This window comes from Chroococcidiopsis sp. TS-821, from assembly GCF_002939305.1.
Classification (GTDB): Bacteria; Cyanobacteriota; Cyanobacteriia; order Cyanobacteriales; family Chroococcidiopsidaceae; genus Chroogloeocystis.
The window spans coordinates 12,633-39,496 of the sequence record NZ_MVDI01000010.1; the positions used below are offsets into that span (position 1 = coordinate 12,633).

Annotated in this window: 24 protein-coding genes and 1 tRNA gene; 12 read left to right on the forward strand and 13 right to left on the reverse strand. The window is 44.7% G+C overall.

The features are described 5' to 3' along the window. Positions 1-5 precede the first annotated feature (5 nt). The 4 genes from B1A85_RS19365 (at position 6) to B1A85_RS19380 (ending at position 4,376) form a co-directional block, all read left to right on the forward strand. Complete coding sequence (locus tag B1A85_RS19365) at positions 6-1,754, forward strand: R3H domain-containing nucleic acid-binding protein (protein WP_104548378.1); 1,749 nt, start codon at positions 6-8, stop codon at positions 1,752-1,754. A gap of 218 nt (positions 1,755-1,972) precedes the next feature. Next, a tRNA-Gln gene (locus B1A85_RS19370) sits at positions 1,973-2,044 on the forward strand. A gap of 235 nt (positions 2,045-2,279) precedes the next feature. Next, positions 2,280-3,062 carry an HAD family hydrolase gene (locus tag B1A85_RS19375; protein ID WP_104548379.1) on the forward strand — a complete coding sequence of 261 codons (783 nt, stop codon included), beginning with the start codon at positions 2,280-2,282 and terminating at the stop codon, positions 3,060-3,062. Positions 3,063-3,155: 93 nt separating this feature from the next. Then, entirely contained in the window at positions 3,156-4,376 is a 1,221-nt protein-coding gene (locus B1A85_RS19380) for a DNA double-strand break repair nuclease NurA (protein ID WP_104548380.1), read from the forward strand. Between the two features lie 98 nt (positions 4,377-4,474). Here the strand turns inward: B1A85_RS19380 and xseB are convergent, their stop codons facing one another. Further along, complete coding sequence (xseB, locus tag B1A85_RS19385; protein WP_104548381.1) at positions 4,475-4,729, reverse strand: exodeoxyribonuclease VII small subunit; 255 nt, start codon at positions 4,727-4,729, stop codon at positions 4,475-4,477. Between the two features lie 11 nt (positions 4,730-4,740). After that, complete coding sequence (xseA, locus tag B1A85_RS19390; RefSeq protein WP_104548382.1) at positions 4,741-5,982, reverse strand: exodeoxyribonuclease VII large subunit; 1,242 nt, start codon at positions 5,980-5,982, stop codon at positions 4,741-4,743. A 278-nt stretch (positions 5,983-6,260) separates the two neighbouring features. Between xseA and recA the strand changes: the two genes are divergently transcribed. Together recA and B1A85_RS24055 are read left to right on the forward strand one after the other, a co-directional pair. Next, a complete protein-coding gene (gene recA, locus B1A85_RS19395; protein WP_104548383.1) occupies positions 6,261-7,328 on the forward strand; it encodes a recombinase RecA in 1,068 nt (355 codons plus the stop codon). Between the two features lie 2 nt (positions 7,329-7,330). After that, the gene (locus B1A85_RS24055) at positions 7,331-7,507 is read left to right on the forward strand and encodes a hypothetical protein (RefSeq protein ID WP_168192441.1); all 177 of its coding nucleotides are present in this window, start codon (positions 7,331-7,333) and stop codon (positions 7,505-7,507) included. Here the strand turns inward: B1A85_RS24055 and B1A85_RS19400 are convergent. The 4 genes from B1A85_RS19400 to B1A85_RS19415 all read right to left on the reverse strand — a co-directional run bounded on the left by B1A85_RS19400 (position 7,487) and on the right by B1A85_RS19415 (position 11,769). After that, positions 7,487-7,831, reverse strand: a complete 345-nt coding sequence (locus B1A85_RS19400; protein WP_104548384.1) for a DUF1815 family protein — start codon at positions 7,829-7,831, stop codon at positions 7,487-7,489. The two genes, B1A85_RS24055 and B1A85_RS19400, sit on opposite strands and share 21 nt — an antisense overlap. A 335-nt stretch (positions 7,832-8,166) precedes the next feature. Further along, positions 8,167-8,379: a DUF2839 domain-containing protein gene (locus B1A85_RS19405; protein ID WP_104548385.1), complete on the reverse strand. Its 213-nt coding sequence runs from the start codon at positions 8,377-8,379 to the stop codon at positions 8,167-8,169. 214 nt (positions 8,380-8,593) lie between these two features. Beyond that, complete coding sequence (locus tag B1A85_RS19410) at positions 8,594-10,174, reverse strand: helicase C-terminal domain-containing protein (RefSeq protein ID WP_104548386.1); 1,581 nt, start codon at positions 10,172-10,174, stop codon at positions 8,594-8,596. A 254-nt stretch (positions 10,175-10,428) separates the two neighbouring features. Beyond that, a complete protein-coding gene (locus B1A85_RS19415; protein WP_104548387.1) occupies positions 10,429-11,769 on the reverse strand; it encodes a cytochrome P450 in 1,341 nt (446 codons plus the stop codon). 324 nt (positions 11,770-12,093) lie between these two features. Between B1A85_RS19415 and lysS the strand changes: the two genes are divergently transcribed. Beyond that, positions 12,094-13,824, forward strand: coding sequence for a lysine--tRNA ligase (gene lysS / locus B1A85_RS19420; protein WP_104548388.1), 1,731 nt, complete (start codon positions 12,094-12,096; stop codon positions 13,822-13,824). Then, a complete protein-coding gene (locus tag B1A85_RS26305; protein WP_371681693.1) occupies positions 13,817-14,020 on the forward strand; it encodes a GNAT family N-acetyltransferase in 204 nt (67 codons plus the stop codon). Before lysS ends, B1A85_RS26305 begins: the two co-directional genes overlap by 8 nt. 261 nt (positions 14,021-14,281) lie before the next feature. Here the strand turns inward: B1A85_RS26305 and B1A85_RS19425 are convergent, their stop codons facing one another. The 6 genes from B1A85_RS19425 to B1A85_RS19450 form a co-directional block, all read right to left on the reverse strand. Then, positions 14,282-14,872, reverse strand: coding sequence for a glyoxalase-like domain protein (locus tag B1A85_RS19425; protein WP_104548389.1), 591 nt, complete (start codon positions 14,870-14,872; stop codon positions 14,282-14,284). Between the two features lie 326 nt (positions 14,873-15,198). After that, positions 15,199-15,900 carry a hypothetical protein gene (locus tag B1A85_RS19430; protein ID WP_104548390.1) on the reverse strand — a complete coding sequence of 234 codons (702 nt, stop codon included), beginning with the start codon at positions 15,898-15,900 and terminating at the stop codon, positions 15,199-15,201. Between the two features lie 180 nt (positions 15,901-16,080). After that, positions 16,081-16,968 carry a DUF2267 domain-containing protein gene (locus B1A85_RS19435; protein WP_104548391.1) on the reverse strand — a complete coding sequence of 296 codons (888 nt, stop codon included), beginning with the start codon at positions 16,966-16,968 and terminating at the stop codon, positions 16,081-16,083. A gap of 398 nt (positions 16,969-17,366) precedes the next feature. Beyond that, positions 17,367-18,764 (reverse strand): cell wall metabolism sensor histidine kinase WalK, encoded by a 1,398-nt coding sequence (locus B1A85_RS19440; RefSeq protein ID WP_104548392.1) that lies wholly within the window; start codon positions 18,762-18,764, stop codon positions 17,367-17,369. Between the two features lie 186 nt (positions 18,765-18,950). After that, complete coding sequence (locus B1A85_RS19445; protein WP_104548393.1) at positions 18,951-19,439, reverse strand: DUF1772 domain-containing protein; 489 nt, start codon at positions 19,437-19,439, stop codon at positions 18,951-18,953. A gap of 19 nt (positions 19,440-19,458) precedes the next feature. Further along, the gene (locus B1A85_RS19450; RefSeq protein ID WP_104548394.1) at positions 19,459-20,112 is read right to left on the reverse strand and encodes an FMN-dependent NADH-azoreductase; all 654 of its coding nucleotides are present in this window, start codon (positions 20,110-20,112) and stop codon (positions 19,459-19,461) included. A 126-nt stretch (positions 20,113-20,238) separates the two neighbouring features. Between B1A85_RS19450 and B1A85_RS19455 the strand changes: the two genes are divergently transcribed. Both B1A85_RS19455 and B1A85_RS19460 read left to right on the forward strand, forming a co-directional pair. Next, positions 20,239-21,114 carry a helix-turn-helix domain-containing protein gene (locus B1A85_RS19455; protein ID WP_104548395.1) on the forward strand — a complete coding sequence of 292 codons (876 nt, stop codon included), beginning with the start codon at positions 20,239-20,241 and terminating at the stop codon, positions 21,112-21,114. A gap of 116 nt (positions 21,115-21,230) precedes the next feature. Next, a complete protein-coding gene (locus tag B1A85_RS19460) occupies positions 21,231-21,971 on the forward strand; it encodes a WecB/TagA/CpsF family glycosyltransferase (protein WP_104548396.1) in 741 nt (246 codons plus the stop codon). Between the two features lie 150 nt (positions 21,972-22,121). Here B1A85_RS19460 and B1A85_RS19465 read toward each other — a convergent pair whose 3' ends face one another. Then, the gene (locus B1A85_RS19465) at positions 22,122-22,988 is read right to left on the reverse strand and encodes a phytanoyl-CoA dioxygenase family protein (RefSeq protein ID WP_104548397.1); all 867 of its coding nucleotides are present in this window, start codon (positions 22,986-22,988) and stop codon (positions 22,122-22,124) included. Between the two features lie 788 nt (positions 22,989-23,776). Between B1A85_RS19465 and dxs the strand changes: the two genes are divergently transcribed. Continuing rightward, positions 23,777-25,684: a 1-deoxy-D-xylulose-5-phosphate synthase gene (gene dxs, locus B1A85_RS19470; RefSeq protein ID WP_104548398.1), complete on the forward strand. Its 1,908-nt coding sequence runs from the start codon at positions 23,777-23,779 to the stop codon at positions 25,682-25,684. Positions 25,685-25,794: 110 nt separating this feature from the next. Next, positions 25,795-26,856 (forward strand): S-methyl-5-thioribose-1-phosphate isomerase, encoded by a 1,062-nt coding sequence (mtnA, locus tag B1A85_RS19475; RefSeq protein WP_104548399.1) that lies wholly within the window; start codon positions 25,795-25,797, stop codon positions 26,854-26,856. Positions 26,857-26,864 lie beyond the last annotated feature (8 nt).

The window sequence follows — 26,864 nt, forward strand, 5'->3', positions numbered from 1 at the left end:
GAAGAATGCCCAATACAGACGATCTGCAAAAATTGCTAGATATTTTGCCGTTAGAGATTCGACAAGCTTTAGAGTACCACCCTTTAAGGGATAGTTTGGTGGAAGTAGTTATGGATTTGGGACGTCTTCCCGAAGCTCGCTTCCCAAATCAAGCTGAGTATCTTTCCGATACCCCTATTTCGCAGGAACAACTTAACGAGTGTATCCAGCGTGTTGGAGAATTCGGAGGAGATAACCGCGCAGGAATTGAAAAAACATTACACCGCATTAGTGCCATCCGTAACCGTACAGGAAAAATTATCGGCTTAACCTGTCGTGTTGGTCGCGCGGTCTACGGCACAATCGGCATGATCCGCGATTTGGTAGAAACGGGTAGATCAATTTTAATGCTCGGTCGTCCTGGCGTCGGTAAAACGACTGCATTACGCGAAATAGCGCGGGTTTTAGCAGATGAACTTAATAAACGAGTTGTCATTATTGACACCTCGAATGAAATTGCCGGAGATGGAGACGTTGCTCATCCAGCTATTGGTCGCGCCCGTCGGATGCAAGTCGCACGTCCTGAACTGCAACATCAAGTAATGATTGAGGCGGTGGAAAACCACATGCCCGAAGTTATCGTTATTGATGAAATCGGTACGGAACTTGAAGCTATGGCAGCGCGGACGATCGCAGAACGCGGCGTACAGTTAGTCGGAACAGCGCACGGCAATCAAATTGAAAACTTAATCAAAAACCCAACGCTATCAGACTTAGTTGGGGGAATTCAAGCTGTTACATTAGGCGACGACGAAGCCCGACGGCGACGCAGCCAAAAAACCGTTCTAGAACGTAAAGCACCACCGACATTTGAAATTGCGGTAGAAATGCTCGAACGTCAACGCTGGGTTGTTCATGAAAGTGTCGCTGATACTGTAGATAGTCTCTTACGCGGACATCAACCCAGCCCCCAAGTGCGTACTGTAGATGATGCAGGTAAAGTCACGGTAACTCGTCAGCAACCTGTATCAGTTAGAGGGATGACCGACGAGAAGCAAGACTCTAGAACCGCTGCGTTAAATTCCTCCCCAGCACCGATAATCCAATCAAATGGTTGGCGGGCATCAGGGCAAATGTTACCACTACCGCGCCACGCTAAAGAGCAAGAAGCAGGAGTTAATGAATTTGAGCGACTTCTCGACCAATCGCTTGCTTTGCCCAATTCCTTTGGCTATAGCGCGCAAACTACTGCCGGACCCAACGGGGAAGATTTACCTCTGCATATCTATCCTTATGGCGTCAGTCGTCATCAGTTAGAACAAGTGATTCAGGTATTGAATTTACCTGTGGTCTTGACAAAAGACATCGATAGTGCTGATGCCATTTTGGCATTGCGATCGCACGTTAAAAATCACTCAAAGCTGCGTCACATTGCAAAAGTGCGGCAAGTGCCCATTCACATGATTAAAGCCAGCACCATTCCCCAAATTACGCGGACGCTGCGCCGAATGTTGGACATGGACGAACCACTCACAACTGACGAGCGCGAACTCAGTTTATTTGCCCAAGGAGGTAGCGAAGACGAAATCGATGCTTTAGAAGAAGCACGGCTAGCGGTTGAACAAATTGTCATTCCCAAAGGACAACCTGTCGAATTATTGCCGCGATCGCCCAAAGTCCGCAAGATGCAACACGAACTGGTCGAACACTATCGCTTAAAATCCAATAGCTTTGGCGAAGAACCCAATCGCCGCTTGCGGATTTATCCAGCTTGAGTGATTGCAGAAGAGGTCGGAGATCTGAGGTTGGGGGTTAGGGAAAATAAACTTTCTGAATTTATTTGTGGCTTGGAGTTGTGTAAAAAGCAATTTATCTCGGCAACACAAGGCATTAAAATTCAATTCTCTGACCTCCGACCCCTGACCTCTACTCTCGCTTAAAATACTTGACACTTTTTCAAGATTTACTGTTAATATAGTTAAGGTTGAGCCATTGGGGCGTAGCCAAGCGGTAAGGCAGCGGGTTTTGGTCCCGCCATTCCTAGGTTCGAATCCTAGCGCCCCAGTTCCATAAAATCATCAAATATATTTAGACCTTTCACAGTATGGTAAGCGGTAATAGATAAAAGGTTATTGGTAGTTTCGTCTTACAATCTTTTACCTCTTAAATAAATTGACCGCGTTTATGCGGTCGTCGCAGGCTTCATCGTGCAACGGCAAAGTACCGATGACTTGAAAAATGCTGCTAAAGCAATCTTAATGGTGTAGTAAACCGTAAACGATAAGATTGCGTAGGCAGGTATGATCGCACAACCAACGATTCTTGCACTTGATTTTGATGGAGTCATTTGCAATGGGCTAAACGAATATTTTGAGACAGCTTGGCGTACCTATTGTGAGATTTGGTCGCGGACAGACAAAACGCCACCAAATGATTTAGCCACAAAGTTTTATCGGTTGCGCCCTGTTATTGAAACTGGTTGGGAAATGCCAGTACTCATCGCCGCTTTGTTATCAGGAGTTACAGAAGACAAGATTTTGCGCGAGTGGAATGCGATCGCGCGCGCTATTTTGCAGAAAAATCAGCTTCAATCTGCCACCATTGCCCATAAACTCGATTCGTTGCGCGATCGATGGATTCGCGATGATTTAGCAAGTTGGCTAAATTTGCATAGTTTTTACCCTGGTGTTATTGCAAAGCTCAACTCTTGGCTGAATAGCCCGCTCCAAGTATTTATTGTAACGACCAAAGAAGGACGGTTTGTGCGGCAACTCCTTGCGCAACAAGGAATTCAACTATCAGAAAATTCAGTTTTTGGAAAAGAAAACAAGCGCCCCAAGTATGAAATCTTGTACGAGCTAATCACTGCGGCAAAAACATTACCGGTTAGCCTGTGGTTTGTCGAAGATCGGATGAAAACGCTAGAAATCGTCGCCCAGCAGGCAAATCTAGACGCGGTAAAACTATATTTAGCCGACTGGGGCTATAACACAAGCAATGAACGACAAGCTGCTCAGAATCACGATCGCATTCGACTCTTATCACTCGCCCAGTTTACTGATGATTTTTCAACTTGGGGTTAAACCACAGAAATAGCGGTTCTGCTACGCATTCGTACCAACCTTAATGAAAACGATATAAGCTGGTAGCTAATAGCTAATAGCTAATAGCTAACTATGCTCGACTTAACAAAACTCGCAAAAGCGATGCAAGGTATTAGCCAGCATCTTACTTTAGAGGCAGCTGCCAATCGCCAGCGTGTAGAACTAGCTGAAGAGTTATTTGCAGATGCGTGCGCGCGGCAAGCCGAACTAGTTCAACAACAGCAGAAATGGCGCGATCGCATTCTGTTTAGTATTGCCACACCCGTTGAACCGCTCGATGCTGCACTTGATATTCCCATTCCACCAGCAGTTCATACTGTGATTGCAACAGATGGCTCGCAGATTGCCCCCAATCAGCACGAAATTGCTTACTGCTACCTCCTCAATATTGGGCGCGTTATCTTGTACTACGGGCAAAATCGGCAACCATTACTCGATAGCCTACCCGAAGTGTTTTATCGCCCTGAAGACTTATACATTTCGCGTCAGTGGGGAATTCGTACCGAAGAATGGATGGGATATTGCCGTACTGCGTCGGAAGCCACGATTTTGGCAGAATTAGCTCTTGTAGAAGCGAGGGGTGAGGGAGGAGGGGTAAGGAATGGAAAAGAGGTATCATCTTCAGTACCATGCTTGGCAATGGTTGATGGTTCGCTGATTTATTGGTTTTTAGAGCAATTACCCTTAGAAGCACGCGATCGCATTTTACCGCCGATTCTAGACGCTTGGGATCAGCTCAAAAAGGCAGGAATCCCCATTATGGGCTACCTTAGTGCTTCGCGTAGCGGAGAAGCAATTAACTTCTTACGCCTACAAGCGTGTCCGCACGAAAATCCTGACTGCGTAACCTACTGCCCGAATTTAGTTGTCGAAAAAGCCCCGTGTCAGATGCTCGATCCCCTACGCGATATTGCACTGTGGACATTCACTCTGAAGCCAGGACAACGCAGTACCTTGTGGCGCAGTTCGCACCGCATACTCGATCTATACGGTTGCCATACGGTTTATTTTTGCTACGTTCATGTAGGAACAGAAATCGCCCGTGTAGAAATCCCCGCTTGGGTAGCAGAAGATTCAGCGTTGCTCGATCGATCGCTGAGCTTGATGTTGGCACAAGTACAAAAAGGTTACGGCTATCCTGTTGCACTTGCCGAGGCACACAATCAAGCTGTCGTTCGCGGTGGCGATCGCGCGCGTTTCTTTGCCTTACTCGAACAACAAATGATTAAAGCTGGTTTACGTAATGTCGGAATTTCCTATAAAGAAGCCCGAAAACGCGGCAGCATTGCTTAATGAGGGGTGAGTAAGAGAGTGGCTAGTGACTAGTGATTAGTTTTGAGTTTTGAGTTATTCGCTCCTCTGCACCTTTGCTCCCTTGCTCCTCTGCTTTTCTACACGGGTTCATCACTTAACGTTTCGATTAACAAATCAACTTGCTGCTGCCGTTGTTGGAGAAAAGTTTCGCATTGCCGTAAATACTCAACAGCTGCTGTAAATTGCTCAAAGACTTCTTCTAGTTCCAACTCGCCAGCTTCGATTTGAGCAATAATTCTTTCAACTTCTGCAACCTTAGCTTCATAATTCCAATCTGCTTGAAGCGTTGCATCTACAGCGTCAGAATTAACAACTTTACTACGTCTACCCATAATTCATTCCGTTACTTAATACTTTCATCGATGATTTCTGTCACTTCGGCTTGGACTTGACCTTCGCTCAATTGAATAAATAGTTTTTGCCCGACAGCTATATCACTAGCATGACGCGCGATCGCTCCTTGCTCTTGTCTCACTAAGGCATACCCTCGCTTGATGACTGCCCTAGGATCAAGCGTAGCTAACTTCTGCTCTAAAAACTGGCAGTGTAGCGTTGCTTGCTGTAATTGCTGCTTGGTTCGAGCAATAAGTTGTTGGCGCTTTGAGGTGAGTAACTGCCTTTGTTGGAGAATTTTTTCCTCCAAACGCAAATGCCGTAAAGAGACTTTGAATTCTAGTAGCTGATTTTCTGCGTTCTTTAACTGCTGGTATACTACCGCATGCAAAGTTGTTACTCTTTGCCGGTGTGCAAGATAAAGTTCTCGCAATTGGGGAACAACGCGTTCAGCGGCGGCGGTAGGAGTATGAACGCAAACATCGGCGACCAAGTCAGCTAATGATTCATCGCGTTGATGACCAATACCCGTAATCACAGGAATCGAGCATTGCGCGATCGCCCTGACGACTCGTTCGTCGTTAAAGCAAGCTAATTCTTCGACTGCACCACCCCCCCGCGCCAAAATTAAGACTTCTGCTCTACCATCGGCTTCGACGCGCGCGATCGCTCTTGCGATTGAACTTGGTGCTTGTTCGCCTTGTACTAAAGCTGGAGAGAACAACACGCGTAACCCTGGGTAACGACTGCGCAGCGTTTTTTGAATATCACCCCAAGCAGCACCCGCACTGGAAGTGACAACTGCAACCGCGTGCGGATGAGTTGGCAGCGATCGCTTGCGTTCAATCGCAAATAGTCCTTCAGCTTCTAAGCGGTTGCGTAGTTGGCGATAACGTAAAGCCTGTAAACCATCCCCTGCGGGTAAGACTTGCCACACTGTTAACTGATACTGTCCTCGTTGTGGATATAGCCGCAAACTTCCCAAAACAATTACCTGTTCTCCACGTTCAGGGATCTGGGCAAGTTTCTCGATTTGACTGTGCCACACCACACAGTTAATCGCAGCTTTACCTTCGGAATCTTGCAACGTAAAAAATAACCCCTTAGGATGCTTATGAGCGCTAGAAACTTCGCCAACCACCCAAACGTGACTTAACTGCGCATCTTCTTCTAATAACGCCTGAATATACGCAGTTAATCCAGCTACAGAAATCGCGGTATCTATTACTAAATCAGCTTGATAAAAAGTCATTACAAAACTCAAAGAACAGTTAGTAGTAGTTAGTGGTAGGCTTAAAACTATTATCTATTGTGCATAAACTCAGAATCTTCTTGTTAAAAATGTTACTAATCTCGCGCGCAGAATCAATGCAAAATCATGTTTCAGCGATTGATAACGCGTGACTTGTTTTACCATCAAAACTCTGCTTCAAGTTTCATGCAAAAGTCGAAAAAATCTAGTTAAAATAGTATATCTGCACTAGTCATAACTCCCAGAATAATTTTAAACCTCCATACCTAGAGGCAATAATGGCTATTGATACAACTGATACATCCGGAAAGCAAAAAGCCCTGAACTTGGTGTTAAACCAAATTGAACGCAGCTTTGGCAAAGGGGCTATTATGCGTCTTGGAGACGCCACTCGGATGCGGGTGGAAACAATTCCTACAGGCGCATTAACCCTTGATTTAGCTTTGGGCGGCGGTTTACCCAAAGGGCGAGTCATCGAAATATATGGTCCAGAGAGTTCTGGTAAAACGACAGTAGCGCTGCACGCGGTTGCAGAAGTGCAAAAAAATGGTGGTGTCGCAGCATTTGTTGATGCTGAACACGCTCTCGATCCTACCTACGCTGCTGCCTTGGGAGTTGACATTGCCAACTTACTAGTTTCTCAACCCGACACAGGGGAAGCGGCTTTAGAAATTGTCGATCAGCTTGTCCGCTCGGCGGCTGTAGATATCGTCGTAGTAGACTCAGTAGCGGCACTTGTCCCCCGTGCTGAAATTGAAGGCGAAATGGGTGATGCGCACGTTGGTCTTCAAGCACGTTTGATGAGCCAGGCGTTGAGAAAAATTACAGGTAATATTGGGAAATCCGGTTGTACTGTTATATTTCTCAACCAGTTGCGCCAAAAGATCGGCGTAACTTATGGCAACCCAGAAACAACGACTGGTGGTAACGCGCTGAAGTTTTATGCTTCAGTGAGACTTGACATTCGCCGCATTCAAACCCTGAAAAAGGGGACTGAAGAGTTTGGTAATCGCGTCAAAGTTAAAGTTGCCAAAAATAAAGTGGCTCCACCTTTTAGAGTGGCAGAATTTGACATTGTATTTGGTAAAGGTGTTTCAACTTTAGGCTGTGTAATTGACCTAGCTGAGGAAACTGGTGTCGTAGTCCGCAAAGGCGCCTGGTACAGCTACAACGGTGATAACATTGCGCAAGGTCGCGATAATGCCATCAAATACTTAGAAGAAAATTCTGAACTCGCTGAGCAAATTCAACAGCAAGTACGCGAGAAACTAGAAATGGGTGCCGTTGTTTCTGCAAATTCAGTTTCTTCGTCAGCAGAAGAAGAGGATTTAGAAGTTGACGAATAGCAATGGCACGAATTGCCTGCTTTCCGACGCTGATAAAAGTTATTTTTGTCAATCCCCTAGCTGTTTTCAGCTGGGGTTTTTGTTTTAGCTGTGCTAAACGGCAAAAACTAGGTGGCAATTTACTACCGCCACCCGTAACAACTACTAACCAATCAGCTTTAGACGTTTTTGCTGACTAATGTTGGTGATTCACTAGGGGGAACAAAGTTTTTAATTAAATTAGCAAGTTCTTGTAACTGACTAATTGCTTCGGCACCCTCTAACTTCATTAGTTCCCGATCGTCGCGCATCTCGGTCCAGGTGATGCCATAATCGGACACGAGAAACCGAATTAAATGGTTATTTCCTAAGCTAACCATAAATGAGGCACTACTCATTTGTCCACCGCAGGTATAACATGATGCGGGATATCCACGTCGCTCTAACACGATTGCCAAAGCTTGTAGATTCATCACGAGATCCTGGACATATTGTCGGTGTTGTTCTGCTAGTCTGAGAAACACGGTTGTCCTCCAAACACCACACTTAATTGTAAACCTATTTTTAGATTTTCTTTATATTTACCTAATTTGTAGAGATATTTACTCCTAAGGGCAATATTTCATCTAGATTTCAGATAAATATCCGATAAATCCAAGCTAACCGATCGCGCACTGATTGAGTGTATGCAAAAAGTCATATTTGATATATGTAGCTCTAGACGGACACTGTCGTCATGAGTTTCCAGGATTTGCAGCGGCTAGAAATAAAGAAAGCGTTAGGCTGCATTTGCCTGACGCTCAATTGTTATCAGAATGTAAATTTTTATGACTTTAATGAAAAAATTATTGATTTGCTATTAAGTTACTTGCCACCAGCCAAAGGCGGGACCAATAAACCGAACGGTGACCCACCAAATGACAAGAAAGCCAATGCCAAGCCAAGCACCGCGATTGCTCCATTTGGAAAATTGTTGGGCTTGGCTTTTGGTAATAGGAAGCCATGGCAGGATTTGAGCTTCTTTACCGTAGTTTTCGCCTAATGCTGCTTTACGACGCTTTGCTTCGCCCATAGTCTTGTTCCATGCTGTGCTTTGATAATAGCGCTCTCACTGATGTCACAGCAAGGGGTAGAGGAGTTATACAGTTTGCTTGAAAGTTTTTCCAAATAGACCGCAGGGGAGCAAAGGAAGCTTCATAATTCAAAACTCATCGCGCTGCGCAAACAATTCAAAATTCATTCACTAGCTACTAATTACCTACCTCTCGCTTCTCACTTTCAGTTTCTCAATTAGCTGGAGTTAGAAGACTAGAATCTAGATAATCGATTCTTGCCATCGGGCTGAGTGCGGCGAGAACTTGAGAGCCATAACTCCGGTGTAAAACTCGGCTATCCAGTAAAGCAACAACACCATGACGCTCGCGGACAGGAGCGATCGCGCGGGATAACTCATTTAGAGCAGCTGGCAAGAGATACAGTCGAAACCAATCTTGATGCTTGCGCTTGTAGTATGCGACTCGACCTGCGACTAAGGGGTTTTCTAAAGAAGGTAGAGGTAACGTAGCAACGATTAACAGTTGTGGAGTTGGTAGTTCACCCAAATGCTGTCGCCAAAATTCCCAACCAGCGATCAAGATACCGCGTTGATCTAAAGAAGTTGTTTTTTCTACTTGTACCCTAGAGCCAAATTCTGCAGCTAAGGCAGCGCCGACCTGTGCTTTGAGCGGTACATCACCTACCAAAATGACGGTTAATCCAGGCGACGCCGTAGTTAGGCTCAGCAGTGAATGAACTTTTTCGATGAAGGCGGTTTGAAATTCTGGCGTATTTGGTAGCGGTAAGCGATCGGGTAGATAAAGTTGAATCAGATTTTCGCGGCGATCGTCAGAAAACTTGAGACAAGTTAACTCGCCTAAACCCAAGTTTTTTCGATAAATTGGTGCTTCAGTTTCCTGATCCAAAGCACTACCCACTAAAACGACGGGCTGTCTAGACCAAATTGGTGCAAGCGTAGAAGCAACTTCGACAGGAGAAGAGTGCAAGGAGAATGAACCTTGAGAACGCGCAACTGTTGCCCAAAGCAGTTGATTATCGCTGGAACAAAGCTGCCAAAACTTACGCCAAGCATGCGGGACACCGAGCTTGCGCGTTGACATAGATGGCTCTGAGTCATGATTGTCAGTGCGTTGTGGCGCTGTACTTTGGCGACTTATCGCTAAGGTTTGGTCAAGACTATAAAGAATGTCCTGTTCTTGTTGCGAGCTTAAATAGCATTCGTAAGGATTGACAGGATGTTGAAAAATCGCTTTTGTTAGTTGAACTCGTGCATCCCGAATAGCTTCTACGTGCTTGGGAAAAGCAAGCATCAATTCATCCCAATCACTCGGTTGAATCGTTGCAGTGAGTTGCGTGCGAGTCCAAGCTTCGAGGTCATCAACACCATCAAGAATTGTTGGTATATTGCTAGGGAATCCTTTTCCTGCTAGCTGTGCTTCTAACCACGATGCTGGAGAAGTCAGCAGTAATCCCTGAAAATCATCGTCAGCCCAAGAATTACTTGTGAGAATTTGTTTCTCAGTTTGCAACCACTGTTGTAGTGGAGGAATTTCAACTCGTAGCAATCGCTGCTGTACTTCCTCAGGGGCAACTATAATCACAGCCTCTTGCCACATCAGTGCAGGAGCAAGATAACTCAGGCGATAGCGCCCTTGATAGCCACTACCAGCGCCGACTTGAATTAAAGCACTACGCTTGAGTCGCAATCCGCGTGCTACCAGCCGTGCCATTGTCAGATGATGGTGCCAGGAAGCTTCGCCTTGCGATCGCAAGAAGTTATGCAGTGAGTAATGGACTTCTGCTTCAATCACGTAGTTTTACTCGTACTATCAACTTGGTTTGCTCGCGCCTGTTTTATTATGAATGCAAATACAAGGCAGCTGAAAGTGGAATTGTCCCATCGATGATACACAACCGCTTCTTTGACTACTGTTGTATCTCAGGGAAGCTTTATGCAGTGTAGCTAAATTTCAGGCGATCGCGCCTTTCTCAAATTAATTATGTGTAAGACTAATCTACATTGTAAAAGCCTCCAGGACAGGTCAGACGCCTGCCCTTAACTCAACTATCTACGCTCTACAACCACTTTAACTCCGTACTCTGGTCGCAGCGTAATCGAGGGCTGCGGCACAATCGGAAAATCGGGGACAAGATTGAGGCGAAACTTTTGCGCGATCGCTGCGAGTAACAAAATAGCTTCCATGAGTGCAAAACCTTTGCCAATACAAACGCGCGGTCCATCTCCAAAAGGAATGTAAACGCCTCTGGGTAACTGTTTTTCTAAATCGTCCGCCCAGCGTTCGGGTTTGAAAGTCTCCGGATCTTCAAAGTAGCGAGGATCGCGATGCATGACCCACTGGCTAATCATAATTGTGCAACCCTTCGGTACGCTATAGTCACCGACTTGACAATCTACCGCAGCTTCTCTGCCAAAAATGGCAACTGGTGGGTAAAGTCGCATCGATTCTTTGACAACCATATCGGTATATCGCAACTGCGGCATATCGGCGACAGTCGGAGAACGTCCATCAAGTACTTGTTGTAACTCGGCTTCGAGTTTAGCTAGCACTTCGGGGTGTTGAGCAAGTAACATCCACGTCCAAGTCAAAGCATTTGCCGTAGTTTCATGTCCTGCAAGCATCAAAGTTGCCACTTCATCGCGTAACTGGCGATCGCTCATTCCTGTCCCATCGTCTTCATCGCGCGCCTGCATCAGCATCGAGAGTAGATCTCCAGGATCCTCGCCACTGGCACGTCGCTGCTGGATAATGCTATAAATTGTGGCATCCATTTGACTAATCGCGTTGCGATAGCGAATATTTTCTGGTCGCGGAAACCATTCCCAAATCAAGAAATTTTGCTTGCGCTTACTCTCGAACCAATCCATTGCCACATCAAGCGCGTTAGCCACAACTTGCGCATTTCCTTCATCAATGTCCTCGTTAAATAGACACTTCATCACAATATTTAGGGTAAGCCGCATCATGTCAGCGTGAATATTGCGCGTTTCTCCGTTTTGCCAAGTTGCGAGCATTCGTTCAGCATAATCAACCATTACTGTGGCATAACTCGCAATTCGCTTTTGGTGAAACACCGGTTGAGCAAGACGGCGCTGGCGAAACCACGACTCGCCTTCGCTAGTTAATAGTCCTTCACCCAATAAAGTACGTAATGCCCGAAAACCACGACTTTTAATAAAAGAATCGCGGTCTTTGAGGACTTCCTCGATTAGATCTGGATGCGTAAGGAGACACGTTGGCGTTAATCCCAAGCGCATCGGCACTATATCGCCATACTCGCGCGCGCAATGCGTTAAAAATCCTAAAGGATCTTGGCTTAAATCCAGCAGATTGCCAATTAAAGCCTTGCCTTCTGGTCCTGGTAATTCAAAAATGTCTTGTTCCATGATGACCCTGATGATTGATAATGCGATGCAACCTCTATAACTAGTTTATTGAGACGCACAGAATCAGCCTTTGGTTACAGTCAAAATCTTTGAACGCCAAGAAGTGCGATCGCAAGGGCGTCGTGTCTGCCAGTAAAATTAGAGAGATACCTGAAAGCAGAATGATTAGCCGCAAGATAGTAGTGTACTAGAGGCGATTCTCATACAGCTACTAAGTTGAAGTGTTTAGACTGCTACAGGAATTACAGTACAAGTTTATAAGTTTATAATCGAAGGCATTGCCAGTATGTATAGTTTTTCCGTGGCGCCTAACTAGTAATTACCATGTCTGCCGATCAGCCTTCCAATCCTCAAAGTACCTCAAGTTTAGAAGAAATCCGTGCTGCGCGTTTAGAAAAAGTTGCTCAACTCAAGCAACTAGGAATGAATCCTTATGCTTATCGCTGGGAAGTCACGCATCATGCTGCACAACTGCAAGAAAAATTTGCTGATTTACCTAGCGGGGAAGAAGTTGATGTAGAAGTTGCGATCGCCGGTCGCATTCTCGCGCGTCGCGTCTTTGGGAAACTTGCTTTTTTTAGCTTGCAAGATGAAACTGGCACAATTCAACTATATCTGGATAAAAAAAGAATCCAGCAAGGCATGGCAAGTACCGATCCTGATGCTTTTAATCACTTGAAGCAGCTAACGGATGTGGGAGACATTCTAGGAGCTAAAGGTACGATTAAGAAGACGGAAAAAGGTGAGTTATCTGTCAACGTCAGCGAATACGCAATTCTGACAAAGTCTTTATTACCCTTACCAGATAAATGGCACGGTCTTACGGATACGGAAAAGCGCTATCGTCAGCGGTATGTGGATTTAATTGTTAATCCAGAAGTTCAGCAAACATTTCGGCGGCGCGCGCAAATTACTGCAGGAATTCGTCGCTATCTAGAATCAAAAGGCTTCATTGAAATAGAAACTCCTGTCCTACAACCAGAGGCGGGTGGTGCGGATGCGCGTCCGTTTATCACCTACCACAATGCGCTGGACATGGAGTTGTATTTGCGAATTGCGACAGAACTACACCTCAAGCGAATGATCGTTGGTGGGTTTGAAAAAGTCTTTGAATTAGGGCGCATTTTTCGCAATGAAGGCGTCTCGACACGCCATAACCCAGAATTTACCTCGGTAGAAGTTTACCAAGCTTATGGTGACTACCATGATATGATGGCACTGACGGAGGATTTGATTGCGACCGTAGCGCAAGAGGTTTTGGGTACGCTGCAAATTACATATCAAGGTGAGGCGATTGATTTAACTCCTCCTTGGCGGCGCGTGACGATGCACGATTTAGTCAAGGAAGTAACAGGAATCGATTTCGCGACATTTTCTACGCTAGAAGAAGCAAAAACAGCAGCAACAAGCGCAGGAATTGATGTTAAAGAGTGTGATTCGATTGGCAAAGTTCTCAACGAAGCGTTTGAACAAAAAGTCGAATCGCAGCTGGTTCAACCAACATACGTTCTCGACTATCCTATAGAAATTTCACCTTTGGCAAAGCCGCATCGTTCTAAGCCTGGTTTGGTAGAGCGATTTGAATTGTTTGTTGTCGGTAGAGAAACCGCTAACGGTTTTTCAGAGTTAACCGACCCGATCGACCAACGTCAGCGCCTCGAAGCCCAAGCAGCGCGCAAAGCAGCTGGAGATCTAGAAGCACAGGGCGTCGATGAAGATTTTATCACCGCTTTAGAATACGGAATGCCGCCCACTGTGGGTTTAGGTATCGGAATTGACCGCTTGGTGATGCTGTTGACAGATTGTGCGAGTATTCGCGATGCGATCGCTTTTCCGCTGCTCAAATCGGCTAGCAGCTTGATCAAAAAATACAATTACGATCCCGCTCGGAAACTTCTCCAAATTGAATTCAAAAACGGCAGCATTTACAACTACCACGACGTTCCTGCTGATATTGCCCAAGGGTTAGAGCAGGAAACTTCTCAAGGTCAATACTTTAACGAATACATTCGCGGTAAATTTGCCTACGACCAAGTAAGGTTGAAAACTGAGTGATAGCAGGGATCAAAGGATAGGGACTCGAATGATTGAAGAGCTTAAAAAGTGTTGTATGGAAGATCAGGTTAGCCGCATTTGGGTTGGAACATCTTTGGATAATGAAGCTGCAAAGAGGATTTTTGAGGTAACAGGTGCGCGGAAAGTCGGAGAGACATATCTTGAATACATCTACTATCTTGACGAGGGTGCCTAAGGCAAAAGAAGTTCTTTAGAACTCTTGCCTAAGTCGAAAACTTATGAATGTCATTCCCAGCCGCAACGCTATCGCTCAAGGGCACGCTCCATGTAATGTAGCGCAGAATCTTGCGAGATTCGCTCTACTCAACATGACAGTTTAAGACTTGTGCAAGAAGTCTATTGAAATTGCAGCAATACAGACAGTATTAGTCCACGCAGGTGGACTTTGTGTATTTAGCCGCGACTTCAGTCGCTAGGCGTTCTGTTGCACCAACCTTTAGTTAGAAACTTCAGCTAACTCAATCACGCGTCCTTCTAAATCTTTGACTAAGAAGTTTAATGGCTTTTGACTGAGAATTTTGTGCTTTAACCCACGGACTTCCACCCGCATCAAGATTTGTTCTAAACAGTCGCGGTCAAAGCAAACATGACGTTGCTGATTTTTTTTTCCCAGCCCCGCACCAGACACTACGTGCAACTGAGTGTTTTTCTTCAGTTGATACCACAGCCCATCGGGAGCATTCAAGGTGCGAGTCGTCCCAATTCCTGGACTAGCAGACATGTATAAGGGGTCAATTCCTGCTGCACCGATAGTTTGCTCGTAATTGTAATAGTAGTGTAATGGCACATCAGCAGCTGGTAGGTCGAGTAGCCCTTCATACAACTGTCGAGCAATTTCCATATCAGACACCATCACAGTATGTACTTTGGGCGCACTTGTCAGAAATAGCCACATCGCGCCTGCATATGCGGCTAGTAACATAACCATAATTCCTTGCGTGGAAAACAAGGTGTCGAGTCCTGGAAAAAAAGCACCTACAGTTAAAGGCGAAAGAAGAAAAGACATAATACCAGAAACTAAAAACATTAATTTACAAGGGTTTAGGCGATAATTAGTATTAAAAACAGCAACTCGTATCTTGCTTGAGGGTGTAGTTGATTTACCTAGAGCAGTCCATCGTTGCTGAGTTAGATATTGTTACGTATACATTTCTAGTTTATCAATGACAAAAAGTCTAACTGTTGTCCTTCCGTTTATTATGATCTAAGCATTTATGCTGAAGCAATCAACTGAGCGCACTTGATAACGTTAACTTAGCACGAGACTTCTGCAGCAACAAAAACAACAAAGTGAGGAATCACTATCCTCACTTTTGGAAGTCTTTCGTTTGAAAGTGTGTATGAGAACGCTGACTAATTCAATAAGACTGCACCATCGGGTTGCACCCTGATTGTTGTTCGATCCTCGCCTAAGTCAGTGGTTGCATCTAATGTCACTTCTAACAACCCCATTGAAGTTGCGCTTACAGCTGGTCTGAGTAATCCTCGGTCTTGTCGAGAAAAGGTTAATGATATAGGTGCAGATAAATTGCGGAGTGTTACTTCCGACTTGCCTGCAAGACTTCGTTGTTCAGTATCGCCAATGACTTGATAGAATACAACTGCATTAGTTGCATTAGTGAGTCGAATGTTGACTCTGCCATCGACAGGCGTAACTCTGGCAATAGGCGCCTGTTGTTGTTCTGGTAATGGAGGCTGAATAACCGCTCCCGGTGCTGGGGCGGGACTGGGAGTAGTACCAGGTTCAGGGGTAGGTGTTGCATCAGTTCCAACCGGTGGGCAAGGAGAAGGCGGCGTTGTTCCTGGAGTTGTAGGTGATGCAGGTGTTGTTCCAGTTCCCGGCGCTACTGGACTTTGGGTGCGATTGTAAGGTGGTTCGTTAAAAATACTGGGTCTAGGGTTAAGAGATGGACTAGTAGGGGTAGGTTGCGCTTGGGATAATAGGTTTTCTTTAGGAGTAGCAAAGGCTGCACTTCCAGATGTGATTGGAACTATCAGAATTGTACTAATAACAGCAAAAAGTTGGGCTTTACTATGTCGAGGATCGTTAAACATTTTTACCTCTTAGGCAAACATTCATCCTAATTTCATTAAATGAACTTAATTTAAAAATTGTTCTTTTAATCAAAAGCTATTTTGCTGCAACTAAATTCTATCTTGAAGAAATTAAGTTACGAGTTAGATTTGGTTTGAATAACTCATAACTTAACTAAATCTGAAGAGTGGAATTTGCGATTAAGCTTCTTCCCAGAGTTGACGAACTTTACCAGGCAAATATTCAGCGATTTCTTTAATTCGTTCTTCAGACAATTCGTCTTTGGTTGCAGAAAAGACAGCCGAAACAACTTGTTCGCGGTCTATATCGTAACCTGTTGCGGCCATTGGCGATTCATTTTTGACACGGAACAAAAAGCGATCGTCATCAATATTAAATAATCCAGGACCACCATGTTTTTTGAAAGGTGGACGAACTCTACTCAAAAAGCCAACAATTGGATTGGTATCTTTCCAAAGGTCTGCAATTTCCATTTGTAAAGCTTTATCTTCGGTTGGTAGTGCTTCTTCGTGTAGTTCGCTTTCTACACGCTCGATCGCATCCGTTGGCATCAAGTCACGCATTACACGATAGACAACTTCTACGACATCTCTCGTGTCAAAGATATCTTCTAGTCCACCTTTAATCATCACCTTTTCGAGGAAAGGCATATCTTTTGTTGCAATGGGGACTGATACCCCTTCTTTAAGCGATTTGGGCGGATTTTCTTTCATTTTTTGCAACATCCGCTTACCTTTGTCAGTAAGCTCTGCTGATTCAAAAGTAATTAAATGAGGAAGCGGACCATCTTCTGCCCCAAAAGTATTAGCAACCCTAAAGTCAACTTCTTTAGAATCGACAACGCTGGGGACATCTTCTTGATTAGCATAAGCATTGCCGGAAAATTCAGCTTTGATGTATTGCATCTGATTGAGATAATCAAGATGTCCTAATAGCTCAGCTCTTGTTATTTGTACTCCTGGAAAGAAATCGCTTTCCTCAAACTTAACTTCGTGCATTCCTTGACCACTATCGTTAATTTTATTGAGGATGATGTAGACAATATCTTCTCTAATTGGAATTGGCATTGCACTTTTCCTATTCTTTCTAAATTGTTAACATTAGTAGCACTACGAGTGCATTTAGTTAAGCTTCCAGCAGCTTTGAGAGTCCTTCTGACTAGGCTCAATTGTGGCGGATACTACCTACAACTGATGTCAAATAATGTTAAAGAAGCAATTAGTTATGAGCGGTCAGCTTTTAGTTGAAAGAAGATGGATAAATCCGAAAGCTGAAAATTAAAGATACTATCCATGGATTCTTCAACGATAAATCGAGGAATGAATGTGATTCCGCCGATCGTTGACTAATCGCTAACCACTAGTAGCTAATTGCGCTTATGTCACTGTAAGTTATTAGGAATAATTACTACAGTGCATCTGCCACAGGAAGCATTTTGACAATTTTTTATTACTCGGTAGAAGGCTTAGAACTCAGAACTCGTAGGTAAAGTAACCGTAAAAGTAGTTCCTTTGTGAAGAGTACTTTCGACTTGAATTTGACCGTGGTGATTTTCGACAATTGCGGCGGCGATCGCCAAACCTAAGCCTGAACCTGTTGGCGTAGCGACTAAAGTTGACGCCGCGTGCGTGCGGGCAGGATCTACGCGATAAAAACGGTCAAACAAGCGCGGTAAGGCAGACTCAGGAATTCCAATACCTGTATCGCTGACTTTGACTTGTAGTAAAGCAGTACGTGAAGTGTGCGGCGCGGCGACTCTTTCTAACTCGACATCTACTTTACCGCCAGGTGGGGTATAGTGGACTGCGTTGACGATTAAGTTGGTGAATAAACGAACTAGCTGATTCCAATCGCCTTGGAGGGTAAACCAATCGTCGCTGAGCTGTGGATTGTGCGTCTCTGGAGGCTCGATGAGGTGCAGCGATAATGTAATATTTTTTTCAGTTGCTGGTAACATTTGTTCTTCTACGACTTCCATCAGTAAAGCGTCCAAAGGACACGCAGCAAAACAAGGTTGTACAATGCCACTATCTTGGCGTGCAAGAAAGAGTAAATCATCTACTAAGCGCCCTAATCGCTGAGTTAACCGTTCGATGACGGTTAACTGTTGGTAGTATTTAGCACTAGCACCCGATGTTTCTGCAAGTTCGGGATCTGTTAAGGCGACTTGAACGTTCGTTTGAATCAAAGCGATTGGACTTCTGAGTTCGTGAGAAGCATCCGCAGTAAACTGTTTGAGGCGTTGGTACGATTCGCGCACCGGTTCCATTGCTTTTCCGGAAAGAAACCACCCACACAATGCAACGGAAAATACCATTAATCCTGTACCAAGACTTAAATCAAAAATTAACTGGCGAATCGGTTTTGTGACTTCAAACCACGGGTGACTCACGCGCAAATACCCTAGCACTTGTCGCCCCATTTCAACTCTTTCGGTAACTTGTCGGAGTAATAGTGGCGTGTAATCTTGTCCATTGATTGCATCTGAATCGCGAATGACTCTCACTGTTTCACCAGTTCGATTTGGATGCACTGGAAGCCCTAAAGGTTCAGATAAAGTTGACCACAAAAGTTCACCAGTAGGACTAAACCACTCTAAATCGATATGGTCGTCATCAACTGCGTCTGCATTATCGCGAAAAGTTGCTTCGATGTTGATGCGGAATTGCTCGCTATTGGTTGTAGCGGATTCAATGACAAGCGATCGCTCAACAACTTCAACAACGTGATTGAGTGTATCGTCAATGCGCTCGATTAATGTACTGCGAACATATAAGTAAACTCCACTAGCAAACAGCAGCAATAACACCGCAGTTACAGACGTATACCACAAAGCCAAACGGCGACGAGTAGCTTGAAACATTTTATAGCAGGGTTCAGAGGTCAGAGGTCGGGGGTCAGGGTTAAACTCTCCTTAGGGAAATCACTACGAGCTTCTATCATGTCTTAACTTTATGGACTAGAGCTTTTATGACCCTAAAAAGCTTAACCCAACTATTGACGCTGCACAGAATGCTGCCATCTTTAGCGTAGGACACTTCAGACAATTTCAACTACTGAGCGCGAGGGTAAACGCTGCTGCTGCCACCAGGGCTGCGACTGTGCGAATATGGTTCCAAAACGTCCAATTGGTTAGGTAGCTAGCCCACAAGTTTGCACTCTCAGTGCTGTCAGGCTTAACGGTCGCTAGCGCTTCGTTGAGTGGCACATTAAACGCTATTGTAACTAGTACTGTACCAACAAGATAAGAGCAAGCGCCAATGAGTAAGTAGATATCACTAGGTTGATACCCTTTTGACAGCGAAGCAATAGCAAGAAGAAGGCAAGCTGCGGCTGTACCAAACAAGGCTGTCATAAAGAATGGATTGATTGCCGTGATATTAATCGATTGCATGGCGATAATCCCCTGTTGCGGTTGAAGTCGGGCAAGTGCATTCATCACGAAGGTAGAGAAGGCGAAGAAAACTCCAGCGACTAGCCCGCAGCCCAATGCCGTCACAAGCTTCAGTACAAAAGGTAAGTGATAGATCGTTGCCATAAAGATCTCCTGTGAATGACTAACCAGCGTTACGGCTTAGATCGTCGCTTGCCAGAAGTTGAACTTGGATACGCGCAGCCGCGAGCGATCGCGCTAAACTTGTACCGCCAAACTCATCATTTTCAATATGGATGAACGTAATATCAGTGATACCAATAAACCCAAAGACTGTTTTTAAATAAGGATCTTGATGATTCAGCTTCTCGTTACGTCCACCAGGTTCAAAGCCAGAACCACCCCGCGCGGTGACAATCAACATCTTCTTACCTAAAACGAGTGGTTTATAAGGGTTGGTCGCATTTTCTGGGTCAAATGCAAAGGTTCGCCCCACGCGCACAATCTGGTCAATATATGCTTTAAAAGTACTGGGAACGCTGAAGTTGCACATGGGTATGCCGATAACGTAGCGAGCGGCTGCTAAGAATTCATCAATCAGGCGATCGCTGAGAGAAATTACCGCGCATAGTTCGGGCGTGCGTTGTTCTGGTGGTGTATAAGCTGCTGCAATCCATGATTCATCGACATGGGGAATAGGATAGCGACCGATATCTCGATAGGTGACAACATCAGATGGATGCGCTTGTATCCTTGCTGCAATAAATTCTTTTGTTATCTGGCGGGAGTGCGATCTTTCTCCTCTAGGACTAGAATCAAGGTGTAGAATGCGAGCCATAGTTCTGCCTCAGTGCTTACCATTTCACCTTAAATAAACGATTTATACTGGGCTATCTGATTCTTGTGCAATTATCAAAATCTTGCGGTCAGTTTTTCGGTTACGAAGACAATTGAAGGTTAGATCGTGAAGACAACCGTCCCGGATCAGCAAGAAACAACCGGCGTACCCATTTTGTCGAGTCAAAATCAAGGTTGGGAAAATATTCTGGTTGAGCAATTCCAACATCCTGCGGGTGAGGGATGGTGTCATTTTAGCGACGATCGCGCAATTAATTTATCGCTTGCACCGCGTCCTGTCAGCTTGATGCAAATCCAAGGAGGTAAAACTTATACGGCGCTATACGGGAAAGGTGATATTTCGGTAACGCCTGCAAAGATGCCATTTTTTGCCCGCTGGGATCGAGACGATCGCTACTTGCAAATTCGGGTTGCGTCTGGCTTCATGAAGCGCGTTGCTAGTGAAGTGCTTGAGCGCAATTTCGAGCATCTGGAATTACTCGCCCAATTTCAAACTCGCGATCCGCAGCTTGAGGCGATCGCTATGCTGCTACTTGCAGAACTTCAACAGGAAAATTTAGGCGGTAAGCTTTACGTTGAATCACTAGCAAACCTGCTAGCAGTGCATTTACTCAGATTTTATTTTGCTACTCAACCTCGCGTGGCAATTTACGAAAGCGGTTTAACCCAACGTCAACTGCTGCAAGTTTTGGAATACATCAACGAATATCTCAGTCAACAAATCATCAAACTTGCAGACTTAGCGAATTTACTGGGTATGAGTCAATTTCATTTCAGCCATTTGTTCAAACGATCGCTAGGAATCGCGCCTCATCAATATCTGCTTCAGCAACGAGTCGAACGCGCAAAGCAGTTGTTGAAACAAACCGATCGCTCGATTATAGATATTGCCTTTTTGTGTGGGTTCAACAGCCACAGTCATTTGAGTAAACAATTTCGGCAACTTACGGGTATCACTCCGAAAGCATATCGAGCGCAATAAAGACAAACCTCAGCAACTGCATTCCCTAATTACCAAGAGTACGGTAAAATTTTGGCGTTTACACAAGAAGCTTGCCTTTTGCACATCAGCTTTATATGGTAGTGAGGAATTGCATAATGTCTGAGGCAGCACTTTTAGATTCTGTACTCGGGTTGCCAGTTCATCTGATGGATGACTATATCCCTTGGTTGCGATCGCGCTTGGAACAAGGCATTGGTACCCACGTGATTACGCTGAATGCGGAAATGACGATGCAAGCAGAGCAGCACACTGCGCTTGCACAAGCAATTCAACAAGCGGAATTAGTCATTCCTGATGGGGCTGGAATTGTTTTGTATATGCTGCTGCGCGGTAAACGCATCCAACGCTGTCCAGGAATTGAGCTTGCTGAGTTACTGTTGAAAAGTTTAGGGCAAACGCCGACTGCGTGTCCTGTATTTTTCTATGGAGGTTCGCCAGGAGTTGCTGCTAAAGCTGCTAAAACTTGGCAACAGCGATCGCCGCACCTTCAAATTGTTGGTACTGAGCATGGCTATGTGTCACCTACCGAAGCCGAAAAATTAGCGCAAACGTTGCAAAAGCTACAACCAAGGTTGATTTTGGTGGGACTTGGCGTCCCGCGTCAAGAATTGTGGATTACACAAAATCGTCATTTGTGTCCCCAAGCGACTTGGATTGGTGTTGGCGGTAGTTTTGATATTTGGGCAGGCGTTAAGTCTAGGGCACCGGCTTGGCTAGGGAATAATCATCTAGAATGGCTGTATCGTTTGTATCAAGAACCTTGGCGCTGGCGAAGAATGCTTGCTTTACCAAAGTTTGCTGGTAAAGCTTTAGCTAGCCGTTTGACACAAATTTAGTTGCACGCGGACAGGAATCGATAAGGTATCCAGCAATTTCTCGGATTACCTGTTATGGCAATTGAAGGGATGCTTGGGATAGGAATGTAACTTGCTTTTCACCTTGACTTGTAACCTGCGATCTCTGCCATAACTGCTACTATTCCTTAATTAACTACTCACAACTTCGATACCTTTTTGTACTGCATTTTTACCAAAGGAAAAACGTTTGCCGCGATAGTCCTTAGCAGGAGTGATGTAGCAAACCAAAGCGTATCTTTTACTTTTGTCTTGCTGATGCCATCCCTTATGTACCAATTGTTGATTGGAGATAATCATTGTCCCTGCTTTACCAAATAGAGGTACTGCCTGTCGATCGCTGTATAAGAAAGTTATATCTTCCTTATAATTGCGGCTTTTTGTTGAAGTATATAGTACGTGCTTTATCCAACCGTAAAAATAATTTAGTAACCTTCTGTATGTATGAAAATGAGATCCAGGAATAACAGTATAAGGACCGTCACCATATTCGTTGACGTCAGTTAAATAGATAAATGCTTTATACACTGTTTTCGTCACGCGGTCAGTATGATAACCCCGCTTTGAGACTGTATCTGGATTATCTATCTTAATAGAAATATTTTCCAAAACGACAGGTTCGCCAATACGCGCTTCTAAGATATCTTCAATTATGTGCGAGTGGAAGAGTTTTGCTAGCTTTTCGTCAATTTCTTGGGCATTCATAATTTGTTGAACGTCCAAGTCAACATCGTGGATATCTCTACGACATAGTAGATAGCAGTCTCCAGAAATTAAATGGCTTTGGTTAGTGGCATATAAATTAGCAACCTCGACCAAGCGATCGCATTCTTTCCGACTCAAAAACTCAGGAATCACTTCGTAACCTTGCTGTGTGAATTGATTCCGTGGTTGCTGTCGATATTCCTTACGGTCATTAATAATTCCAGTTATCTCTTGGTTCAAGACCGAAAGTTCTCGCTTAAGACGTCGACTGATTGGTTTGAGGCGTCGAAGCATCAGATAAACCCTGCTGATTTTTTAGAAAACTATGCTAAATTTTATACTCACAGGTACGTTCTGGCAATTCACTCTTCAGTATTATTTCTGAGACAATCCCAAAGGCAGAATTTTGCCAATTATTAAAATAATTATAATTTATGCTCTTATATCTTGCTCAATTATTAATTTTTGACTGATAAAAAGTTTGTTTTTGGGGGCAAAACCGAGATTTGCTAAAAAATATTGCACTCAATAATGAATTTTATCAAAAATACGCCCCATCTTGGCATATATAATTAAGACTTCTTTGACGCGATATTAAGTATAAAAATACACGATTTTTGCTAGCAGCTTAAGCAGCTAAATTGTCTAAAAGCACACCACAATGCGAGAAACGTGGAAGTGAAACACAATATACAAGTATTGAAAATTTCAGCAACTTACTTAGAAAACTAGTCAACCCTCATTTAGCAACAATCAAACTTTTTGCTATTTTGCTCTAGGTAGTTGAGCAGATCAATTATGGCAGCATTATTAGCTATATCGATAAATATACATATAGTATTCAAAGTGAAAAAATCAGTGAGAGCGAGAGTGGCGAGCGTCTTGAATGTTTTTGTCTTTTTGAAGAGTTTTATAAGTGGAGGTTGCGATCGCAACTTTTAATAGTTGGGAAAACGCAATGAAGCACTAGGGGTATTGCTGTACTTGTAGCGCGCGTAGCTGAGATACCAGTTTTCAGCAAGTTTGGGTAGGATTTTTAATGGGACAATCAATAAAGATCAAAGCCAGAGAGTACCCCGAATATGCACCTGAGTGAAATCACCCATCCTAACCAGTTGCACGGCTTATCGATTCGCCAATTGCAGCAGATCGCCCGTCAAATTCGGGATAAGCATTTGCAGACTGTAGCAGCAAGTGGCGGACACCTAGGACCAGGATTAGGTGTGGTGGAATTAACACTAGCGCTTTACCAAACCTTAGATCTCGATCGCGATAAAGTTATCTGGGATGTAGGGCATCAAGCCTATCCGCATAAACTAATTACTGGTCGCTATAGCCAATTTCATACATTGCGGCAAAAGGATGGTATAGCTGGCTATCTAAAACGCTGTGAAAGTCCTTTCGATCATTTCGGTGCGGGTCATGCTTCCACAAGTATATCGGCTGCTTTAGGCATGGCACTCGCACGCGATCTCAAAGGCGAAAAGTTCAAAGTCGTCGCAGTCATTGGTGATGGAGCCTTGACTGGTGGTATGGCGTTAGAAGCGATTAACCATGCAGGACACTTACCAAAGACGAACCTACTTGTGGTGTTAAACGACAATGAAATGTCAATTTCTCCGAATGTAGGTGCCATTTCGCGCCATTTGAATAAAATGCGTTTAAGTCCGCCAGTTCAGTTTCTTTCCGATAATTTAGAAGAACAAGTAAAACAAATTCCTTTTGTTGGTGACTCCTTAGAAACCGAACTCGAAAGGTTCAAAGAGGGAATGAAGCGGCTAGCTGTACCTAAAGTCGGAGCCGTGTTTGAAGAATTAGGCTTTACCTACATGGGTCCTGTTGATGGACATAACTTAGAAGAACTCATTACGACCTTCAAGCAAGCCCACAAAATCGGTGGACCGGTACTTGTTCATGTCGCAACCGTCAAAGGTAAAGGCTATGCGATCGCTGAACAAGACCAAGTAGGCTATCACGCGCAATCGCCGTTTAACCTGACAACAGGGAAAGCGATTCCTTCGAGTAAACCGAAACCCCCTGGATACTCCAAAGTTTTTGCCCATGCTTTGGTAAAACTTGCGGAGAACAATCCTAAAATTGTTGGGATTACAGCAGCGATGGCAACGGGGACAGGACTCGACAAATTGCAAGCGAAACTTCCCCAGCAGTATATTGATGTTGGCATTGCAGAACAACACGCTGTCACTTTAGCAGCAGGCTTAGCGTGTGAGGGAATGCGTCCTGTCGTCGCGATCTATTCAACGTTCTTGCAGCGCGGCTACGACCAAATCGTTCACGATGTATGCATCCAAAACTTACCCGTGTTCTTCTGCATGGATCGTGCAGGAATTGTGGGTGCCGATGGTCCGACGCATCAAGGAATGTACGATATTGCTTACTTGCGTTGCTTACCCAACATGGTATTAATGGCACCTAAAGACGAAGCTGAGTTACAGCGGATGGTCGTTACTGGCGTCAACTACACCAATGGTCCGATCGCAATGCGTTATCCTCGCGGTAACGGTTACGGCGTGCCTTTGATGGAAGAAGGTTGGGAACCTGTCGAAATTGGCAAAGGCGAAACGCTACGCCATGGCGACGATATTTTGCTCTTAGGATTTGGTTCAATGGTGTACCCAGCAATGCAGGTAGCTGAAATTCTTAGCGAACATGGCATTCAAGCAACCGTCGTCAACGCGCGGTTTGCTAAGCCACTTGATACCGAATTGATTCTCCCATTGGCACAACGTATTGGACGTGTCGTCACGTTAGAAGAAGGTTGTCTAATGGGTGGTTTTGGTTCAGCAGTAGCTGAGGCATTACTTGATGCAAACGTTGTTGTACCTGTCAAGCGATTTGGCGTTCCTGACGTTTTAGTAGACCATGCTTCCCCCGATCAGTCTAAGGCAGAATTGGGTTTAACGAGTCCCCAAATTGCACAAGAAGTGTTAAAAGCCTTTTTTAACAAAACGCTTTCGTCGGTAAGCTAAAAGAAGTTTATGGGCGTACTACTTGTGCGCCCCTACACAGATCGAAGCTGAGAGCCATCTTTTAATTAAACTGAAGACAAGTTGCTTAGCGCACTTTTAAGCCTCAAATTATGTCCTCTTGCCCCTCCCAAGTTTTTCCCGTTGTTTGGTATGAAAACTCAGTTCTACTGATCGATCAGACGCGGCTACCTCATGAATATGGATTTGTCGAAATTCATCGCTGCGAAGATATGGCACAGGCAATCAAAACGATGATTGTCCGAGGTGCGCCGGCGATTGGGGTTGCAGCAGCCTATGGAATGTATTTGGGAGCACGGGACATTCAAACTCAAAATCGCGAAGAATTTCTGCACCAGCTTGAGGAAGTCGCGGTGATGCTCCGCGCAACCCGTCCGACGGCGGTTAACTTGTTTTGGGCGATCGCCCGAATGTTAAAAACAGCGTATGAAACATTGGGTTCAGTTGCAGAAATTCAACGAGCGTTGCTGCAAACCGCACAAACAATCAATGCCGAAGACTTGCAAACGTGTCAAGCCATCGGCGATCGCGGTTTAGAAGTTTTACCCTCTACCCCTGAAAAACTGAATATCCTCACGCACTGTAACGCAGGGGCGTTAGCAACCGCAGGCTACGGTACAGCCTTAGGTGTTGTGCGGTGTGCTTGGGCTAAAGGAAGATTAGCAAGAGTTTACGCCGATGAAACGCGTCCGCGCTTACAAGGCGCAAAACTGACGGCGTGGGAGTGCGTTCAAGACGGAATTCCCGTGACGTTGATTACCGATAGTATGGCAGCACACTGTATGCAACGCGGATTGATTCATGCTGTCGTTGTTGGTGCAGATCGCATTGCGGCAAATGGCGACACCGCGAATAAAATTGGTACTTACAGTTTGGCAATCGTTGCTCAAGCGCATCATATCCCCTTCTTTGTTGCGGCTCCGCGCTCAACGATTGATTTTTCGTTGGCAAGTGGTAGCGAAATTCCAATTGAAGAACGCGACGCAAGCGAAGTATATGCCATTGGTGACACGACAATTACTCCAGAAGGAGTTGAGTTTTACAATCCAGCATTCGATGTCACTCCCGCAGATTTCATTACCGCAATCATTACTGAATATGGTGCTTTTGCACCAAACCAACTACAGGAGAAGTTACAAGAAAATCTTGTCTAAAAACAACA

Excerpts from the sequence above, each read along its gene's own strand:
- B1A85_RS19365 (WP_104548378.1), top strand. The coding sequence starts at position 6 with ATGCCCAATACAGACGATCTGCAAAAATTGCTAGATATTTTGCCGTTA.
- B1A85_RS19375 (WP_104548379.1), top strand. The coding sequence starts at position 2,280 with ATGATCGCACAACCAACGATTCTTGCACTTGATTTTGATGGAGTCATT.
- B1A85_RS19380 (WP_104548380.1), top strand. The coding sequence starts at position 3,156 with ATGCTCGACTTAACAAAACTCGCAAAAGCGATGCAAGGTATTAGCCAG.
- xseB (WP_104548381.1), bottom strand. The coding sequence starts at position 4,729 with ATGGGTAGACGTAGTAAAGTTGTTAATTCTGACGCTGTAGATGCAACG.
- xseA (WP_104548382.1), bottom strand. The coding sequence starts at position 5,982 with ATGACTTTTTATCAAGCTGATTTAGTAATAGATACCGCGATTTCTGTA.
- recA (WP_104548383.1), top strand. The coding sequence starts at position 6,261 with ATGGCTATTGATACAACTGATACATCCGGAAAGCAAAAAGCCCTGAAC.
- B1A85_RS24055 (WP_168192441.1), top strand. The coding sequence starts at position 7,331 with ATGGCACGAATTGCCTGCTTTCCGACGCTGATAAAAGTTATTTTTGTC.
- B1A85_RS19405 (WP_104548385.1), bottom strand. The coding sequence starts at position 8,379 with ATGGGCGAAGCAAAGCGTCGTAAAGCAGCATTAGGCGAAAACTACGGT.
- B1A85_RS19415 (WP_104548387.1), bottom strand. The coding sequence starts at position 11,769 with ATGGAACAAGACATTTTTGAATTACCAGGACCAGAAGGCAAGGCTTTA.
- lysS (WP_104548388.1), top strand. The coding sequence starts at position 12,094 with ATGTCTGCCGATCAGCCTTCCAATCCTCAAAGTACCTCAAGTTTAGAA.
- B1A85_RS19425 (WP_104548389.1), bottom strand. The coding sequence starts at position 14,872 with ATGTTTTTAGTTTCTGGTATTATGTCTTTTCTTCTTTCGCCTTTAACT.
- B1A85_RS19430 (WP_104548390.1), bottom strand. The coding sequence starts at position 15,900 with ATGTTTAACGATCCTCGACATAGTAAAGCCCAACTTTTTGCTGTTATT.
- B1A85_RS19435 (WP_104548391.1), bottom strand. The coding sequence starts at position 16,968 with ATGCCAATTCCAATTAGAGAAGATATTGTCTACATCATCCTCAATAAA.
- B1A85_RS19440 (WP_104548392.1), bottom strand. The coding sequence starts at position 18,764 with ATGTTTCAAGCTACTCGTCGCCGTTTGGCTTTGTGGTATACGTCTGTA.
- B1A85_RS19445 (WP_104548393.1), bottom strand. The coding sequence starts at position 19,439 with ATGGCAACGATCTATCACTTACCTTTTGTACTGAAGCTTGTGACGGCA.
- B1A85_RS19450 (WP_104548394.1), bottom strand. The coding sequence starts at position 20,112 with ATGGCTCGCATTCTACACCTTGATTCTAGTCCTAGAGGAGAAAGATCG.
- B1A85_RS19460 (WP_104548396.1), top strand. The coding sequence starts at position 21,231 with ATGTCTGAGGCAGCACTTTTAGATTCTGTACTCGGGTTGCCAGTTCAT.
- B1A85_RS19465 (WP_104548397.1), bottom strand. The coding sequence starts at position 22,988 with ATGCTTCGACGCCTCAAACCAATCAGTCGACGTCTTAAGCGAGAACTT.
- dxs (WP_104548398.1), top strand. The coding sequence starts at position 23,777 with ATGCACCTGAGTGAAATCACCCATCCTAACCAGTTGCACGGCTTATCG.
- mtnA (WP_104548399.1), top strand. The coding sequence starts at position 25,795 with ATGTCCTCTTGCCCCTCCCAAGTTTTTCCCGTTGTTTGGTATGAAAAC.